This is a genomic window from Burkholderia sp. L-4 (assembly GCF_056856535.1).
Genome location: NZ_JBXEOX010000001.1, coordinates 3,179,302 through 3,195,625, shown reverse-complemented (window position 1 = coordinate 3,195,625; position 16,324 = coordinate 3,179,302). Strand labels below are relative to the sequence as shown.

The following is a 16,324-nucleotide window of genomic DNA, read 5'->3' as shown; positions in this document are numbered from 1 at the left end:
CGGGTGCGTGCTCACGCCGGGGCGCGCTCGCTGGCGGCCGCGAGTTCGTGGTGATAACGGCCGGTATGCAGCGACGACGGGCCGAGGCGCGCGTACTTGAACATCAGCGTGATCTCGATGACGAACAGGACGGTGTAGAACAGGATGAAACCCGCGAGACTCAGGTACAGGTCGCTCGGCTGCAGGCTCGACGCGGACAGGTGCGTCGGCAGGATGCCCGCGATCGTCCACGGCTGGCGGCCGAGCTCGGCGACCACCCAGCCGAATTCCGCGGCCAGCCACGGCAGCGGGATCGCCCACACCGCATAGCGGAGGAACCAGCGGCGGTTGTCCTGCAGCAGTTCGCGGCGCGCGCAGAACCAGAACGCGGCGACGAAGGTCGCGAGGAACAGGAAGCCGAGGAACACCATGATCCGGAACGAGAAGAACACGGGCGCGACCGGCGGAATCGTCTTCTTCGCGGCGGCCTTGATCTGCTCCGGCGTCGCATCGACGACGTTCGGCGTGAACTGCTTGAGCATCAGCCCGTAGCCGAGATACTGCTTGTGCTGGTCGAACAACGCGCGCGTGGCCGCGCTCGTGTCGCCTTCCTTCAGCTTCTGCAGCGCGCCGTACGCGATCATCCCGCTCTGGATGTGCTCCTCGCTGTGCTTGGCGAGATCGCGCAGGCCGATCACGGGCTCGTCGATCGAGCGCGTCGCGATCAGGCCGAGCGCGTACGGGATCTTGATCGCGTAGTCGGTGCGCTGTTCTTCCTGGTTCGGAATGCCGATCAGCGTGAACGACGCGGGCGCCGGCTGCGTTTCCCATTCGGATTCGATCGCGGCGAGCTTCATCTTCTGCACTTCGCCGGTCGTGTAGCCCGATTCGTCACCGAGCACGATCACGCACAGCGTCGCCGCGAGGCCGAAGCCGGCCGCGACCGCGAACGAGCGCAGCGCGAAGTCGACGTCGCGCTTCTTCAGCAGGTACCACGACGACACGCCGAGCACGAACATCGCGGCCGTCACGTAGCCGGCCGACACCGTATGCACGAACTTCACCTGCGCGACCGGGTTGAACAGCACGTCGAACAGGCTGGTCAGCTCCATGCGCATCGTCTGGTAGTTGAACTCGGCGCCGACCGGGTTGTTCATCCAGCCGTTCGCGACGAGGATCCACAGCGCGGACAGGTTCGAGCCCAGCGCGACGAGGAACGTGACGATCAGGTGCTTGACCTTCGACAGGCGGTTCCAGCCGAAGAAGAACAGGCCGACGAACGTCGATTCGAGGAAGAACGCCATCAGCCCCTCGACCGCGAGCGGCACGCCGAAGATGTCGCCGACGTAGTGCGAGTAGTACGACCAGTTCGTGCCGAACTGGAATTCGAGCGTGATGCCGGTCGTCACGCCCATCGCGAAGTTGATCCCGAACAGCTTGCCCCAGAACTGCGTCATGTCCTTGTAGACCTGCTTGCCGGTCATCACGTAGACCGCTTCCATGATGACGAGCAGCCAGGACAGGCCGAGCGTCAGCGGCACGAACAGGAAGTGGTAGAGCGCCGTGATGCCGAACTGCAGACGTGACAGATCGACGACATCGCTACTTATCATGGTGGTCTCCCTCGGTAGATGCAGGCGCCGGTACCGAGAGCAGCTTCTCGGCGACGGCGGCAGGCGGAAGCGACATGTGCTCGGCCTGCGGATGATTGAAGAATGCGTATTTGAGCGACATCAGGAGGATCAGCTTGACGATCAGCACCAGGGTGATGTCGCGGGCGAGGGTCGGTCCGCGTGCCCACGCGGCGATGCGCGCGCGCCAGCCGATCGTGCCGGGCGGCCGCGGGGAAGGCGGCGCAGGCTCTTTATTGATCGAGATCAAGGTGATTATCCTGAATCGATTTACGTCGGATTTGGGGCGACTTTACGTCGGATTTATGACGGCCGTGAAGCTGTTTTAATCCTTTTGCGCCTGACATGCCAATTTTAAAAGGACTGCTTTCCGATGCCGAGTGCTGCGCTGCGGCAGACCGTCGCGAAACGGGGGGCAAAAGTTGAGGCAGATCAAGGTTATGCGGAAGGGGCCCGCAAATGGCCGAATACCTGATGAATCAGCTCAATTAATCGGCGGAGAAACGGGAAGAGAAACGAGCGGAGAAACGGGAAGAGAAGCGGGAAGAGAAGCGCATGCGGAAGCGCGTGAAAATCCGCGAAAAAGACGGGCGAAAAAAAACCGCTGCCGGTCGGGCAGCGGTTTTCGACGAGGCGCGCTCGAGCGCCGGGGATTTACGCGTATTCGGCGAGGGCCGTGCGCATCTTTTTCATTGCGCTCGCTTCGATCTGGCGGATGCGTTCCGCGGACACGCCGAATTCGGCGGCGAGATCGTGCAGCGTCGAGCCGCCCGAGCCGTCGTCGTCGACGTGCAGCCAGCGCGCCTCGATGATGCGGCGGCTGCGCGCGTCGAGTGCCTCGAGCGCCTGCGCGATGCCGTCCGTCTGCAGCATGTCGCGCTGACGCGCGGCGAGCACGGCGGTCGGCTCGTTGTGCGAGTCGGCCAGGTAGGCGATCGGCGCGTACGATTCCTCGCCGTCTTCCACCTGCCCTTCGAGCGCGATATCGCCGCCCGACAGGCGCGTTTCCATCTCGGTCACGTCTTCGCGCTTGACGTTGAGTTCCTGCGCGAGACCGTCGATTTCCTCGGGCGTCATCGCCTGCATGGACTTCTTGTGGCTGCGCAGGTTGAAGAACAGCTTGCGCTGCGCCTTCGTCGTCGCGACCTTCACCATGCGCCAGTTGCGCAGGATGTACTCGTGGATCTCGGCCTTGATCCAGTGGATCGCGTACGACACCAGGCGCACGTTTTGCGCCGGGTCGAAACGCTTCACCGCCTTCATCAGGCCGATGTTGCCTTCCTGGATCAGGTCGCCGTGCGGCAGGCCGTAGCCGAGATAGTTGCGTGCGACCGACACGACCAGACGCAGGTGCGACAGCACGAGGCGGCGCGCCGAGTCGAGGTTGTTGTCCTCGCGGAATTCGGTTGCGTACCGGCGTTCCTCTTCGGCGGTCAGCAGCGGAATGCGGTTGACGGCCTGGATGTACGCGTCGATGTTGCCGAGCTGGCCGGGCAACATCGATTGGGCTGCGAGCGCCAGCGAGCCTGCCGATTCGGCCTTGGCCGGCGTCGGGCTCAGGGTGTTCGGGAGGGTCAGGGCGTTGCTCACTAAAAACTCCTTTGGAATCAGGGACAAACCCCCGGTCTCGAATGAGATTCCGTGGGCCATCTTAGCACTCCCGGAAGACGAGTGCTAATCCTTAGAGCGGACGTGGGCATCCGAGTTCCCGTTTTTCTATCGAAGAAGTCGAATCGATAGTCTAATCTGCGACCCGGGGCGCGACGCGAAGTTCCGTAAACCGTTGTTTCTGATGGTAATCAGTAGACGATTTCGATTTTTGCCGTTTTGGAAGCAAGCCATTTCGCTTCGTGATGCCGATCCGAAAAGTCCTTTACCATACCATTCAGTTCGCTCGGGCCAGGCCGTCGCGGCAGGCTCCATTCAACCCAAAAAGTTGGAGTGTCAGATGAACAATAAGAAGAATCGCCGGCCCCGCAGCCGGCTTGCGCTGCATGCGTTGCTGGCGGCGTCCCTGCTGGGCGGATCGTGTGCGGCGTTCGCGGATCGATGGGGGATCCAGGCGGGCGGCGGGTTTTCGGATCGGCGCGGGATCGACAAGGGCGACCTGGGCGTCGTGTGGGATCCGGGCTGGAACTGGTGGCAGGTCGGCGGCTGGCACTTCGCGTTCGTCGTCGAAGGGCACGCCGGATACTGGCACACGGGCGGCAACGTCCACGGCAGCATCGGCGAATTCGGCGTGACGCCGTTGTTCCGCTTCATCAAGAGCACGGGCGAGATTCGCCCGTTCATCGAGGCGGGCGGCGGGGTCCGGCTCCTGACCCATCCGACGATCTCGAACAACTTCTCGCTGTCGACCGCGTTCCAGTTCGCGCCGACCGGGGGCGTCGGCGTGCAGTTCGGCCAACGGCAACAGTATCAGGTCGGCTACCGTTTTGAACATGTGTCTAACGCGGGTATCAAAGAGCCGAATCCTGGTATAAATTTCCACCAGTTCTACGTGCAGTACAACTTCTGATCCGCACGCCCGCGCACGGCGGGCGCGTTGCCGAGGAGTCAGGCGATGGCGAAGGTGATCGATGCGATCCGCGCGCTCGAGCGCGATCGGTTCCGGGCGATGGTGGACGGGGACGGCGAGGCGCTCGGCGCGCTGCTGTCGGACAAGGTGTTCTTCGTGCACACCAACGGCAAACGCGAAACCAAGCAGCAGTTCATCGATGCCATCGTCGCCGGCCGCCGCCGCTATCGCCAGATCGAAATCCAGTCGCAGGACGTGCTGCCGGTCGGCGGCGAAACCTGCGTCGTCACCGGGCGCGCGTTGATCGAGATGGAAACGAACAACGGCGGCCTGGTCTTCCCGATCGCCTATACGTCCGTCCACACCGAGGAACAGGGGCGCTGGTGCCTGCTCGCGTGGCAGGCGACGCGGTGCGCGACCGAGACATGAGCGCGCGTCGCGCTCCTTTTCATGCCCCCGAATCGAGCGGCCTTCTGGGCCGCTTTTTGCTGGCCCGTGCGGCGCGGATCGCGCGGCGCACGGGCGGTCGTTCCGCTCGCTGACGTTTGAACGCTCGGTCGATGCGCGGCCGTCAGGCCGCCGCGCGGTGGTCCGTGCAGTGCCACGCCGATCGGTTGATCGCACTGACGACCGCGTCGAGCGCGGCGCTCGCCGCATCGGCATGCAGGCCGACGCCGTGCCGCAGCGGTGCGTCGCCGACCCGGCAGCCGACCGATACCGCGAACCGTCCGTCCGTCGCGCGCACCGATTCGCACGACGCGACGTCGATCGCGGCGCCGGCCGCCGCCGCGAAGGCCGCGGCGAATCGTCGCACGGCGTCCTCCGGCGCCGACTCGGTCGCGGCCGCGGGCGCCGCCGCGATCTCGCGGTTCTGCCAGCGCGCGCTGCCGCCGTGGCGCGCGGCCGGGCCGTCGGTCTCGAAGAATTCGCGCGTGAACAGCGCGCAGATCGCGTCGCCCGTCACTTCCTCGCCGGATGCGTCCGCGAGCGTCTGCACCGCGTGGCTGAATTCGATCTGCACGCGCCGCGTCGGCGTGAAGCCCATCCCGCGTTCGAGCAGGAACGTCGCGCCGCCCTTGCCGGACTGGCTGTTCACGCGGATCACCGCGTCATAGCTGCGGCCGAGGTCGGCCGGGTCGATCGGCAGGTACGGCACTTCCCAGACCGCGTCGGGGCGTTGCTGCGCGAAACCCTTGCGGATCGCGTCCTGGTGCGAGCCCGAGAACGCGGTGAACACGAGGTCGCCCGCGTACGGGTGGCGCGGGTGCACGGGAATCTGGTTGCAGCGTTCGACGACGCGGCGCACCGCGTCGATGTCGGAGAAGTCGAGGCCCGGGTCGATGCCTTGTGTGTAGAGGTTCAGCGCGAGCGTGACGAGATCGACGTTGCCGGTGCGTTCGCCGTTGCCGAACAGGCAGCCCTCGATGCGGTCGGCGCCCGCGAGCAGCGCGAGTTCGGCCGCCGCCACCGCGGTGCCGCGGTCGTTGTGCGGATGCACCGACAGCACGATGCTGTCGCGATACGCGAGGTTGCGGTCCATCCATTCGATCTGGTCGGCGAACACGTTCGGGCTCGCGGCTTCGACGGTGGCCGGCAGGTTGACGATCATCTTGTGGTCGCGGGTCGGGCGCCACGTCTGCGCGACCGCGTCGCAGATCTCGCGTGCAAACGTCAGCTCGGTCATGCTGAAGGTTTCCGGCGAGTACTGGAAGGTCCACTGCGTGTCGGGGCGCGCGTCGGCGTGTGCCTTGATGATGCGCGTGCCGTCGATCGCGAGCGCCTTCACGTCGTTTTTCGACATCCCGAACACGATGCGGCGGAACGACGGGCACACCGCGTTGTACAGGTGCACGATCGCGCGCGGCACGCCTTCGAGCGCGTCGAACGTGCGGGCGATCAGGTCCTCGCGCGACTGCACGAGCACCTCGATCGTCACGTCGTCGGGAATCCGCTGGTCGTCGATCAGCTTGCGGACGAAATCGAAGTCGGTTTGCGACGCCGACGGAAAACCGACTTCGATCTCCTTGAACCCGATCGCCACCAGCATCTCGAAGAATTCGAGCTTCTGCTCGATGCTCATCGGCTCGATCAGCGACTGGTTGCCGTCGCGCAGGTCGGTGCTCATCCACACGGGCGCGCGCTCGATGGTGCGGGACGGCCAGCGGCGGCCATTGAGGCGGACGGGTTCGAACGGACGGTACTTGTCTTGCGGATTGCGCTGCATCTTCTGGACCTCGGGTCTCAAGTCGCGAGCGAAGACGGGCGGCATGAGCGACGGTTGGCGCTGCCTCGCATCGCCGCGCGCCATTGCGCCGCGGATGCGGATGATCTTCGCGAATCGGCCGACGGATAGACGGACGAATGCTGACGACTTCGGTTGTAAAAACTGCGAGAGGGGTACTGCGAGGAACTGCTGGGAGGGACCGTGCGGACAGCACACGGCGCTACGACAGCCTTAGGCTAGTCGTAGCGATAGCGGCCGCGCTAGGCGGCCGGAGGTAATTCGGAGGGTGTTCGGAAAGGAACGCATGGCAGTCACTCTATGCCAGGATGCGGGCGCGTGTCAAATGGTCGGGACAAAGGGGCCGGTCGCGGCCGCGTCGTCAGCGTGCGATGCGCGCGATCTCCACGATCGTCGCGACCTGCCGCGCCACCGTGTCCGGCACCGGCACCTCGCCGCGCAGCACGGCGTCCGTCCACGCGGCCGTGGTCGCCGCATCGCGCGCTTCGGGCAGCGCGACGGGCGGCGCATCGGTCGACGAACGCTCGGCCTCGATCAGTGTGTCGCACACGCCGTCGTGCAGCCAGTCGACCTGCACCTGGCGCCGCGTGTCGGCGACGGCTTCGCCCTCGGTGCCGCGCGCGAGCAGCGCGCCGCCCAGCGCGGCGTCCGGATGATCGCGAAACAGCTGCGCGAGGCTGTCGCGGTACGGCGGATGCGTGTAGTTGACGAGCCGCAGCCCGGCCGGCGCGAACGGCTGCAGGATCTTCACGAGCGTGTGCGTCGAGTTGCGTACGCCGAGCACGCTGCGCATCGACAGCAGGCGGGCGATGCGCGGCGCCAGGACGCCGATCGGTGCGAACGCGACGCGGCGCTCGGCCAGCATGTCCTCGATCGCATCGTGCGACGCCGACGGCGCGAGCGACAGCGCGGAGAAGATCTCCGCGCTCGTCACGCGACCGGGATCGCGCTCCACGCCGTGCACGAGCGCCGGTACGCCTTCGCGCGCGAGCAGCAGCGCGAGCAGCGGCACGAGGTTCGGCTGCTTGCGCGCACCGTTGTAGCTCGGGATCGCGACCGGGCGGAACGCGGCGTCCTGCACGTGCACGGGCTCGAACGACGCCTGCGCGGCGGCGAGCATCGCGGCCAGTTCGTCGGCGGTTTCGCCCTTCAGCCGATAGGCGATCAGGATCGCGCCGAGTTCGACGTCCGACACGCGTGCGTCGAGCATCGCGCGGTAGAGCGCGAACGTGTCCTCGGCGGACAGCGCGCGCGCGCCGTTCGGGCCGCGGCCGATTTCCTTGATGAAGCGAGCGCAAGGGAACGGAGCGGCGGCGGTGTCGGGGGAAGCGGTCATCGGGGCGTGGGGCGGGCGGCCGGCATCGGGCCGCGCGGTGAGCGGTGAGGAATGCCCGAGTATCGCACGGGCGCGGCCGCGCATCGTGCCGCGCTACACTCTGGGTCCCGGCGGTGCGGGCGCCGGTTGCGCCGCGCCCGTGCCGTTGCCGGCCGAATACGACCAACAGAGACATCCCATGAAGCTCTACAGCTATTTCCGCAGTTCCGCGTCGTACCGCGTGCGGATTGCCCTGAACCTGAAGCGGCTGCCGTTCGACTATGTTCCCGTGCACATGCTGCGCGACGGCGGCGAGCAACTGAAGGACGCGTACCGCGCAGTGAATCCGGACGCGGTCGTGCCGACGCTGGTCGACGGCGACGCGACGCTGCAGCAGTCGCTCGCGATCATCGAGTATCTCGAGGAAATCCATCCCGAGCCCGCGCTGCTGCCGAAGCAGCCGGTCGATCGCGCATACGTGCGCGCGATCGCGCTGCAGATCGCGTGCGAAATCCATCCGCTGAACAACCTGCGCGTGCTGAAGTACCTGAAGCACACGATGAAGGTGCCCGAGGAGGCGAAGAGCGCGTGGTACCGGCACTGGATCGAGGCCGGCTTCGAGACGCTCGAGACGCGTCTCGCGAGCGATCCGCGCACCGGCAAGCTGTGCTTCGGCGACACGCCGACGCTCGCCGACGTGTGCCTCGTGCCGCAGGTGTTCAACGCGAACCGCTTCTCGATCGATACCACGCGCTTCCCGACGATCCAGCGGATCGCCGACCACGCCGCGGCGCTCGACGCGTTCAAGGCCGCCGAGCCGGGCGCGCAGCCCGACGCGGAATGAGCGCGCCGCGCCGCCGGTGACGAGCGGGCGCGCATGAAAAAGGGCGCCCGAAGGCGCCCCGTGCGATGCGTGCCGGCGAGGGTCAGCCGAGCAGCGCGTCCGCGAATTCCACCGCGCTGAACGGCTGCAGGTCCTCGACCTTTTCGCCGACGCCGATGAAGTAGACGGGCACCGGGCGTTGCCGCGCGATCGCGGCGAGAATCCCGCCCTTCGCGGTGCCGTCGAGCTTCGTGACGATCAGGCCCGTGAGGCCGAGCGCGTCGTCGAATGCCTTCACCTGCGTGAGCGCATTCTGGCCGGTATTCGCGTCAATCACCAGCAGCACTTCGTGCGGCGCGCCGTCGTGCGCCTTCGCAATCACGCGCTTTACCTTCTTCAGCTCTTCCATCAGGTGGAGCTGCGTCGGCAGGCGGCCGGCCGTATCGGCCATCATTACGTCGATCTTGCGCGCGCGCGCGGCGCTGACCGCGTCGAAGATCACCGCGGCCGGATCGCCGCTTTCCTGCTGCACGACCGTCACGTTGTTGCGTTCGCCCCAGACCGCGAGCTGCTCGCGCGCGGCCGCGCGAAACGTATCGCCCGCGGCCAGCAGTACCGACTGGTCGAAGCTCTGCAGATGCTTCGCGAGCTTGCCGATGCTGGTCGTCTTGCCCGCGCCGTTCACGCCGGCGATCATCATCACGAGCGGCTGCGCGCGGCCGAGCATCAGCGATTTCTCGAGCGGCGTCAGCAGTTCGACGAGCAGGTCGTGCAGCGCGCCCTTCACCTGCTGCGGGTCGGTCAGCCGGCCCGTGCGCACCTTTTCGCGCAGCGCGCCGAGCAGGTACTCGGTCGCATCGACGCCCGCGTCGGACATCAGCAGCGCGGTTTCGAGCTCCTCGTACAGATCCTCGTCGATCTTCGTGTTGACGAAGACGCCGGTGATGCTCGAGCCCGTCTTCGCGAGCCCCGTTTTCAGGCGCGCGAGCCACGACTTCTTCGCGGACGCGTCCTGCAGCGGCGGCGGGACGATCTCGACCGTCTCGACGACCTCGTCGCGGCCGTCGTTGGTCGGCGTGACCGTCATCACGACGGCCGGCGCGGCCGGTTGCGCGGGTGCCTGCGGCACGTCGGCCGCGGGCGGGGCCACGGGCGCGGGCGCATCGGACGGCTCGTCCGCTTGCTGCGCGTCGGCCGATTGCGATTCCGCCGGATCGGGCTCCTGCGATTTCTTGAATCGTTTGAAGAAACTGAACATGGTCTGACGTCGGGAAGAGGGCAGGCCCGCCGAGAGAGGCGGGGCGCTGGGCGGGCCGTTCTGCGTTCGCGCGGGCGCGGCGCACGGCGGCCGAAACCGTGCATTTTATCAGTGCGGCGTGGCGCTCGCGTCAGCGCGCGCCGCCGCTGTGGTAACGTGCGCCTGTTTGGCGGTGCGCCCCTGCGCGCGCCCGGTCCCTCCGTCGTCGATATCCCGTATGTCCCGTTCCTCTTCCGGCCGCCCGGCGGCCCCTCCTGCCCGCGGCAAGCCGCACACGATCCGCATCATCGGCGGCGACTGGAAGCGCACGCCGCTCGCGGTGCTCGATCTCGACGGCCTGCGGCCGACGCCCGACCGCGTGCGCGAGACGCTGTTCAACTGGCTCGGCCAGGATCTCGAAGGCCGCCGCTGCCTCGACCTGTTCGCGGGCACCGGCGCGCTCGGCTTCGAGGCCGCGTCGCGCGGCGCGGCGGGCGTCGTGATGGTCGAGCGTCACCCGCGCGCCGCGCAGCAGCTGCGGGCGATCAAGGACAAGCTCGGCGCCCGTTCGGTCGAGGTTGCCGAGGCCGATGCGCTGCGGCTCGCAGCCGGGCTCACGCCGGGCGCGTTCGACGTCGTGTTTCTCGATCCGCCGTTCGGCGAACCGGCCGTGCTCGATCGCGCGATCGCGCTGGCGGCGCCGCTCGTCGCGGCGGGCGGCGCGCTGTACGTCGAAACGGGGGCGGAACTCGACCCGGCCGCGCACGAGGCGCTCGCGGGCTGGGAGGTGGTGAAGCACGGCAAGGCCGGCGCGGTTCACTATCATTTGCTGCGGCGCGAAAATGATGAATAATGCGCGTTCCATACGAGGCGGCGCGCCGCAAAGGCGACGCATGCCCATCTCGGCAGTGGCGTGCGCATCGCGCGGCTGCCATCCCGTTTGCGTGATGACAGGAGGAGCGACATGGTAGTCGCCGTGTATCCCGGTACGTTCGATCCGCTGACGCGCGGGCACGAAGACCTCGTGCGGCGTGCGTCGAGCATTTTTGATACGCTGGTCGTGGGCGTCGCCGACAGCCGCGCGAAAAAGCCGTTTTTCTCGCTCGAAGAACGTCTGACGATTGCGAACGAGGTGCTCGGCCATTACCCGAACGTGAAGGTGATGAGTTTCACCGGCCTCCTGAAGGATTTCGTCCGGACCAACAACGCACGCGTGATCGTGCGCGGCCTGCGTGCCGTGTCCGATTTCGAATATGAGTTCCAGATGGCGGGGATGAACCGCTACCTGTTGCCCGACGTCGAGACGATGTTCATGACGCCGTCCGATCAGTACCAGTTCATCTCGGGGACGATCGTGCGCGAAATCGCGCAGTTGGGCGGCGATGTCAGCAAGTTCGTGTTCCCGTCCGTCGAGAAGTGGCTGACCGAGAAAGTGACGGCGATGGGAGGCCCTGCCGCGTGATGCGGCGCCGGCCGGTTTCGTCGCGAAGCCGGCCGCCGGCCTGAGGAAGTGAGATCAGTATGGCTTTGATGATTACCGACGAGTGCATCAATTGCGACGTGTGCGAGCCCGAGTGCCCGAACGGCGCGATTTCGATGGGCCCGGACATCTACGTGATCGACCCGAACAAGTGCACCGAGTGCGTCGGCCATTTCGACGAACCGCAGTGCCAGCAGGTGTGTCCGGTCGAATGCATTCCGCGCGATCCGCAGCATGACGAATCGCACGCGCAATTGATGGAGAAGTATCACGCGCTGATCGCCGTGAAGGGCGACGACGCATCGTGATCCGGCAGTGACGCGCGCCCGTTGATGGGCGAGCGCGCGTCCTGCGTTCAGAGCGCCACCACCCGGCGCCGGTTCTTCCGTATCAGGCCAGCCACTCGCGCAACGCCGCGACGAGCGCGTCGCATTCGGCGTCGGTGCCGACCGTGATGCGCAGGTGCTGGTCGATCCTCGGCAGCCGGAAGTGCCGCACGAAAATTTCCCGTTCCTTCAGTTTCGCCGCGATCGTGCCCGCATCGTGCGCGGGATGGCGCGCGAACACGAAATTCGCCGCCGACGGCACGATGTCGAAGCCGAGCGCGTCGAGCGCGTGCGTGAGCCGCGTCCGGCTGTCGACCACGCGCCGGCAGGTCGCGTCGAAATAGTCGGTGTCTTCATACGCGGCCTGCGCGGCGACCTGCGCGAGCCGGTCGAGCGGATAGGAGTTGAAGCTGTCCTTCACGCGGTTCAGTGCGTCGATCAGCGCCGCATCGCCGAACGCGAAGCCGACGCGCATGCCGGCGAGCGAGCGCGCCTTCGACGTCGTGTGCACGACGAGCAGGTTCGGATGACGGTCGATCAGCGTAATCGCCGACTGCGCGCCGAAATCGACATACGCCTCGTCGATCACGACGACCGATGACGGGTTCGCGGCCGCGATCCGCTCGACATCCGCGAGCGGCAGCGCGCGCCCGGTCGGCGCATTCGGGTTCGGAAACAGCACGCCGCCGGCATCGTCGAGGTAGTCGTCGACACGGATCGAGAAGTCGTCCGCGAGCGGCACGATCGCGGTCTCGACACCGTACAGACGCGCGTAGGTCGGATAGAAGCTGTACGTGATGTCCGGAAAGCGCAGCGGCCGGTCGTGCTTCAGCAGCGCCTGGAACGTGTGCGCGAGCACCTCGTCGGAGCCGTTGCCGACGAACACCTGCTCGGGCTTGATGCGGTGATGGGCCGCGACCGTCTCGCGCAGCGCGCGCGCGACCGGGTCGGGATAACGACGCAGCGTGTCGCCGGTCGTGCCGAGTTCGCGTGCGATCGCCGCGACGACGCGCGGCGACGGCGGATAGGGATTCTCGTTGGTGTTCAGCTTGACGGGGTGCGCGAGCGCGGGCTGCTCGCCCGGCACGTAAGGCACGAGTTGCTGAACGACGTCGCTCCAGTAACGGCTCACCGCTTGGCTCCTGTCGGGCAAAACGTCGAGATTACCGCATGTGCGCGTCGTAGTGGGGCGGGCGCAGCCGCCCGGCGACGCCGGACGGCCCGATGCACCGGGCCGGTGCGAGCGGCGATCAGTTGCGATGCAGTTGCATCGTCGCGCGGTCGAGTTCGCCCTTGACGACCATCGGCATCACGGCGAGCGCGCGTTCGATCGACGCGTCGATCACGTCCTGCTCCTCGCGGCGCGGCGGCTTCAGCACGAAGTTCGCGACGTCGGGCTTCGCGCCGGCGCGTGCGCTTTCCGGAATCAGGTCGCGCGGATGGCCGATGCCGATCCGCAGCCGCCAGTACTGCTGCGACGACAGGTGCGCGGAGATGTCCTTCAGGCCGTTGTGGCCGCCGCTGCCGCCGCCGAGCTTCAGCTTCACGGTGCCGGGTGGCAGGTCGAGCTCGTCGTGCGCGACGAGGATCTCGTCGGGCAGGATCTTGAAGAATTGCGCGAGCGCGACGACCGACTGGCCGGAGCGGTTCATGTAGGTCTGCGGCTCGAGCAGATGGACTTCCTCGCCGTGCAGGCGCGCTTTCGCGTAGAAGCCGTGGAAGCGGCGTTCGTCGCGCAGCGTCGTGCCGGCTTCGCGGGCGAGCTGGTCGATCAGCCAGAAGCCGGCGTTGTGGCGCGTCGCGGTGTATTCCGCCCCGGGATTGCCGAGGCCGACGATCAGTTTGATCATGACGTTTCGAAGGCGGCAGCGGCCGCCTGGGCGCAGAAAAAGAAAAACCCGCCGGGCAAGCCGCGGCGGGTTGCGTCGACCGTTTCGTGAAACGGATCGAGGGGGCGCGTAGGCAGCCGTTTAGGCAGCCGGCGTTTCGCCTTCGGCTGCGTCCGACACGGCACCAGCCGGGACCGTCGCCGAAGCGATGACCGGGTTTTCCGCGTCGATGTGCGCGACCAGCGCGACGCCCTTCGGCAGCGTGATGTCCTTCGCGTGCAGCGATTGACCGGCTTCGATCTTCGACAGGTCGACTTCGAGGAACTCCGGCAGGTCGGCCGGCAGGCACTCGATTTCGATTTCCGTCGCGACGTGCGAAACGATCGCGCTCGACAGCTTCACGGCCGGGCTGACTTCCGCGTTCAGGAAGTGCAGCGGTGCCTTCGTGTGCAGCTTCTTCTTCGCGTCAACGCGCTGGAAGTCCACGTGCAGCACCAGTTGCTTGAACGGGTGGTATTGCACGTCGCGCAGCAGAACCTGTTGCGACTGGCCAGCCACTTCGAGGTCGAGGATCGACGAGTGGAAAGCTTCCTTCTTCAGGGCGTGCCACAGGGCGTTGTGATCCAGTTCGATCTTTTGCGGGGCGGCTTCGCCACCGTAAACGATACCCGTGGTCTTGCCAGCGTTGCGCAGGCGGCGGCTCGCACCCGTACCTTGCTGTTGGCGCTCGAAAGCGACGACTTTCATATGATTCTCCAATAGCTGCCCGCGACCAGGCAGTAAAACGGGGCCGTCAAACGGCGGCCCCTGATGAAACGGCCGGGGTTTCGTCTATCCCGTCCGATTGTGCAAAAAGCGAAGCGTTGCCGCTTCGCTTTCCGCGCATGCTTTGTTCCGTCGATTCGCGATCAGGATTCCGCGAACAGCGACATCACCGAATCGCCGCGGCGGATCCGCGAGAACGTCTCGGCCAGCAGGCTCGCGCTCGTCAGCGAGCGGATCTTCGAGCAGGCCAGCGATTCGGCCGACAGCGGGATCGTGTCGGTGACGACCAGCTCGTCGAGTGCCGAGGCGGCGATGCGATCCGCGGCGCCGCCCGACAGCACGGGGTGCGTCGCGTACGCGAACACCTGCTTCGCACCGCGGTCCTTCAGCACTTGTGCGGCCTTGCAGAGCGTGCCGGCCGTATCGACCATGTCGTCCATGATCACGCAGGTGCGGCCTTCGACTTCACCGATGATGTTCATCACTTCGGCGACGTTCGCCTTCGGGCGACGCTTGTCGATGATCGCGAGATCGCAGTTGAGCTGCTTCGCGAGTGCCCGGGCACGCACCACGCCGCCGACGTCCGGCGACACGACGAGCAGATCCGAGTAGTTCTGCTTGCGCAGGTCGCCCAGCAGGATCGGCGTTGCGTAGATGTTGTCGACCGGGATGTCGAAGAAGCCCTGAATCTGGTCGGCGTGCAGATCCATCGTGATGATCCGCTCGACGCCGGCGATTTCCAGCATGTTCGCGACGATCTTCGCCGAGATCGCGACCCGCGCCGAACGCGGGCGGCGATCCTGACGAGCGTAGCCGAAGTAGGGGATGGCTGCGGTGATCCGGCCGGCGGATGCGCGCTTGAGCGCATCGACCATGATCATCAGTTCCATCAGGTTGTCGTTCGCCGGTGCGCACGTGGATTGCAGGACGAAGACGTCCTTGCCACGCACGTTTTCCTGGATCTCGACCTGGATCTCGCCGTCGGAGAAACGGCTGACCATTGCTTTGCCGAGGGGGATACCAAGGATATTGACGACTTCCTGGGCAAGCGCGGGATTCGCGTTGCCAGTAAAGACCATCAGGCCATCATGGCTGTGGCTGCTCATCGTGCACCTGCTTCAGGCTTGGGGCGGGAAATGCGGGAAAATTTTTGGCAGGGGAGGAAGGACTCGAACCCTCGCATGCCGGAATCAAAATCCGGTGCCTTGACCAACTTGGCGACTCCCCTACACTTAACTGACTGCTTCACCGAACTCGTGTAGGCCGTTCGGCAAAGTAAAACTTCATGACGCGAAAGCGAAGAGCGGATGCTCGTTCAGACTCTCGGCAACTGCGCCCTTCCAGCTGGCGGGCAGCTTGGCTTTCGCCGCTTCTGCCTCGTGCTTGCTGTGAAACGCTGCAAACACGCTTGCTCCGGAGCCGGTCATCCTCGCGGGGGTCACATCATACAACCATTTGACCGCCTGCGCAACTTCCGCGTACTTCCTTGTTACAACTTCCTGCATGTCGTTCCGGCCGAAGCTATCTGGCCATCCCGCATCGCTGGTTTGCTGTGCAAGAAAGTCAGCAATTGTGACGGGCTTCGTATCTCTTGTCAACAACTCATCTGAAAATATTTCAGCGGTCGGGACATGAACGCTTGGCGTCACAACCAAGAACCAGCGAGTCGGCAATTCTACCTCAGCTAATTCTTCTCCGATACCCTCTGCGAACGCATTTTTTCCAAAAATAAAAAACGGGACGTCGGCGCCGAGTTTGACCGCGAGCGACTGGAGCTCGGCACGCGGCAGGTCGAGCTGCCACAGGCGGTTCAGCGCGAGCAGCGTCGTCGCCGCGTCGGAGCTGCCGCCGCCGAGACCGGCGCCCATCGGCAGGCACTTGTCGATCTCGATGTCGACGCCGTGCGTGGTGCCCGTATGCGTTTTCAGCAGGTTGGCCGCGCGCACGACGAGATCGCTTTCCTCGGGCACGCCGGGCACGTCGGTGACGCGTGCGACGCGACCGTCGTCGCGCAGCGTGAAGTGCAGCGTATCGCCCCAGTTCAGCAGCTGGAACACGCTCTGCAGGTCGTGATAGCCGTTCGGGCGACGGCCGGTGATGTGCAGGAACAGGTTGAGTTTCGCGGGCGCAAGGCAGTTGCGCAGCGAGCGGGTCGAATCGGTCATGCGTATGTCTGGGC

At 65.9% G+C, this 16,324-nt stretch carries 17 protein-coding genes and 1 tRNA gene; 6 read left to right on the top strand and 12 right to left on the bottom strand.

Translation table 11 applies throughout. The features are described from left to right. Positions 1–11: 11 nt before the first annotated feature. The 3 genes from AC1VVG_RS14920 to rpoH all read right to left on the bottom strand — a co-directional run bounded on the left by AC1VVG_RS14920 (position 12) and on the right by rpoH (position 3,200). The gene (locus tag AC1VVG_RS14920; RefSeq protein WP_034189254.1) at positions 12–1,592 is read right to left on the bottom strand and encodes a cytochrome ubiquinol oxidase subunit I; all 1,581 of its coding nucleotides are present in this window, start codon (positions 1,590–1,592) and stop codon (positions 12–14) included. Next, complete coding sequence (gene cydP, locus AC1VVG_RS14915) at positions 1,582–1,860, bottom strand: cytochrome oxidase putative small subunit CydP (protein ID WP_034189255.1); 279 nt, start codon at positions 1,858–1,860, stop codon at positions 1,582–1,584. Before cydP ends, AC1VVG_RS14920 begins: the two co-directional genes overlap by 11 nt. 404 nt (positions 1,861–2,264) lie before the next feature. Further along, positions 2,265–3,200: an RNA polymerase sigma factor RpoH gene (rpoH, locus tag AC1VVG_RS14910; protein ID WP_034189256.1), complete on the bottom strand. Its 936-nt coding sequence runs from the start codon at positions 3,198–3,200 to the stop codon at positions 2,265–2,267. A 358-nt stretch (positions 3,201–3,558) separates the two neighbouring features. Between rpoH and AC1VVG_RS14905 the strand changes: the two genes are divergently transcribed. Next, positions 3,559–4,128 (top strand): acyloxyacyl hydrolase, encoded by a 570-nt coding sequence (locus tag AC1VVG_RS14905; protein WP_482835803.1) that lies wholly within the window; start codon positions 3,559–3,561, stop codon positions 4,126–4,128. 45 nt (positions 4,129–4,173) lie between these two features. After that, entirely contained in the window at positions 4,174–4,557 is a 384-nt protein-coding gene (locus AC1VVG_RS14900; RefSeq protein ID WP_034189258.1) for a nuclear transport factor 2 family protein, read from the top strand. Positions 4,558–4,699: 142 nt separating this feature from the next. Here the strand turns inward: AC1VVG_RS14900 and leuA are convergent, their stop codons facing one another. Both leuA and ybiB read right to left on the bottom strand, forming a co-directional pair. Beyond that, a complete protein-coding gene (leuA, locus tag AC1VVG_RS14895; RefSeq protein ID WP_034189299.1) occupies positions 4,700–6,352 on the bottom strand; it encodes a 2-isopropylmalate synthase in 1,653 nt (550 codons plus the stop codon). Between the two features lie 379 nt (positions 6,353–6,731). After that, positions 6,732–7,706 (bottom strand): DNA-binding protein YbiB, encoded by a 975-nt coding sequence (ybiB, locus tag AC1VVG_RS14890; protein ID WP_034189259.1) that lies wholly within the window; start codon positions 7,704–7,706, stop codon positions 6,732–6,734. A 178-nt stretch (positions 7,707–7,884) separates the two neighbouring features. Here ybiB and maiA point away from each other — a divergent pair, with 178 nt between their 5' ends. Continuing rightward, on the top strand, positions 7,885–8,529 hold the full coding sequence (gene maiA, locus AC1VVG_RS14885) for a maleylacetoacetate isomerase (protein WP_034189260.1): 645 nt from the start codon (positions 7,885–7,887) through the stop codon (positions 8,527–8,529). 82 nt (positions 8,530–8,611) lie between these two features. Here the strand turns inward: maiA and ftsY are convergent, their stop codons facing one another. Continuing rightward, the gene (ftsY, locus tag AC1VVG_RS14880; RefSeq protein WP_034189261.1) at positions 8,612–9,766 is read right to left on the bottom strand and encodes a signal recognition particle-docking protein FtsY; all 1,155 of its coding nucleotides are present in this window, start codon (positions 9,764–9,766) and stop codon (positions 8,612–8,614) included. Between the two features lie 217 nt (positions 9,767–9,983). On the opposite strand from ftsY, the gene rsmD reads away from it, so the two are divergent. From rsmD to AC1VVG_RS14865, 3 genes are all read left to right on the top strand, one after another. Then, positions 9,984–10,598 carry a 16S rRNA (guanine(966)-N(2))-methyltransferase RsmD gene (gene rsmD, locus AC1VVG_RS14875; RefSeq protein WP_049034320.1) on the top strand — a complete coding sequence of 205 codons (615 nt, stop codon included), beginning with the start codon at positions 9,984–9,986 and terminating at the stop codon, positions 10,596–10,598. A 111-nt stretch (positions 10,599–10,709) separates the two neighbouring features. Beyond that, the gene (coaD, locus tag AC1VVG_RS14870) at positions 10,710–11,207 is read left to right on the top strand and encodes a pantetheine-phosphate adenylyltransferase (protein ID WP_021163047.1); all 498 of its coding nucleotides are present in this window, start codon (positions 10,710–10,712) and stop codon (positions 11,205–11,207) included. Between the two features lie 59 nt (positions 11,208–11,266). Beyond that, positions 11,267–11,533: a YfhL family 4Fe-4S dicluster ferredoxin gene (locus tag AC1VVG_RS14865; RefSeq protein WP_006477774.1), complete on the top strand. Its 267-nt coding sequence runs from the start codon at positions 11,267–11,269 to the stop codon at positions 11,531–11,533. An 82-nt stretch (positions 11,534–11,615) separates the two neighbouring features. Here AC1VVG_RS14865 and hisC read toward each other — a convergent pair whose 3' ends face one another. From hisC to ispE, 6 genes are all read right to left on the bottom strand, one after another. Beyond that, the gene (hisC, locus tag AC1VVG_RS14860; RefSeq protein ID WP_034189263.1) at positions 11,616–12,683 is read right to left on the bottom strand and encodes a histidinol-phosphate transaminase; all 1,068 of its coding nucleotides are present in this window, start codon (positions 12,681–12,683) and stop codon (positions 11,616–11,618) included. A gap of 118 nt (positions 12,684–12,801) precedes the next feature. After that, positions 12,802–13,401, bottom strand: coding sequence for an aminoacyl-tRNA hydrolase (gene pth, locus AC1VVG_RS14855; RefSeq protein WP_034189264.1), 600 nt, complete (start codon positions 13,399–13,401; stop codon positions 12,802–12,804). 120 nt (positions 13,402–13,521) lie between these two features. Continuing rightward, the gene (locus tag AC1VVG_RS14850; RefSeq protein WP_034189265.1) at positions 13,522–14,127 is read right to left on the bottom strand and encodes a 50S ribosomal protein L25/general stress protein Ctc; all 606 of its coding nucleotides are present in this window, start codon (positions 14,125–14,127) and stop codon (positions 13,522–13,524) included. A 161-nt stretch (positions 14,128–14,288) separates the two neighbouring features. Then, complete coding sequence (locus AC1VVG_RS14845; RefSeq protein ID WP_034189266.1) at positions 14,289–15,251, bottom strand: ribose-phosphate pyrophosphokinase; 963 nt, start codon at positions 15,249–15,251, stop codon at positions 14,289–14,291. Between the two features lie 45 nt (positions 15,252–15,296). Beyond that, positions 15,297–15,373, bottom strand: a tRNA-Gln gene (locus AC1VVG_RS14840). 55 nt (positions 15,374–15,428) lie between these two features. Then, complete coding sequence (gene ispE, locus AC1VVG_RS14835) at positions 15,429–16,310, bottom strand: 4-(cytidine 5'-diphospho)-2-C-methyl-D-erythritol kinase (protein ID WP_059558736.1); 882 nt, start codon at positions 16,308–16,310, stop codon at positions 15,429–15,431. Positions 16,311–16,324 lie beyond the last annotated feature (14 nt).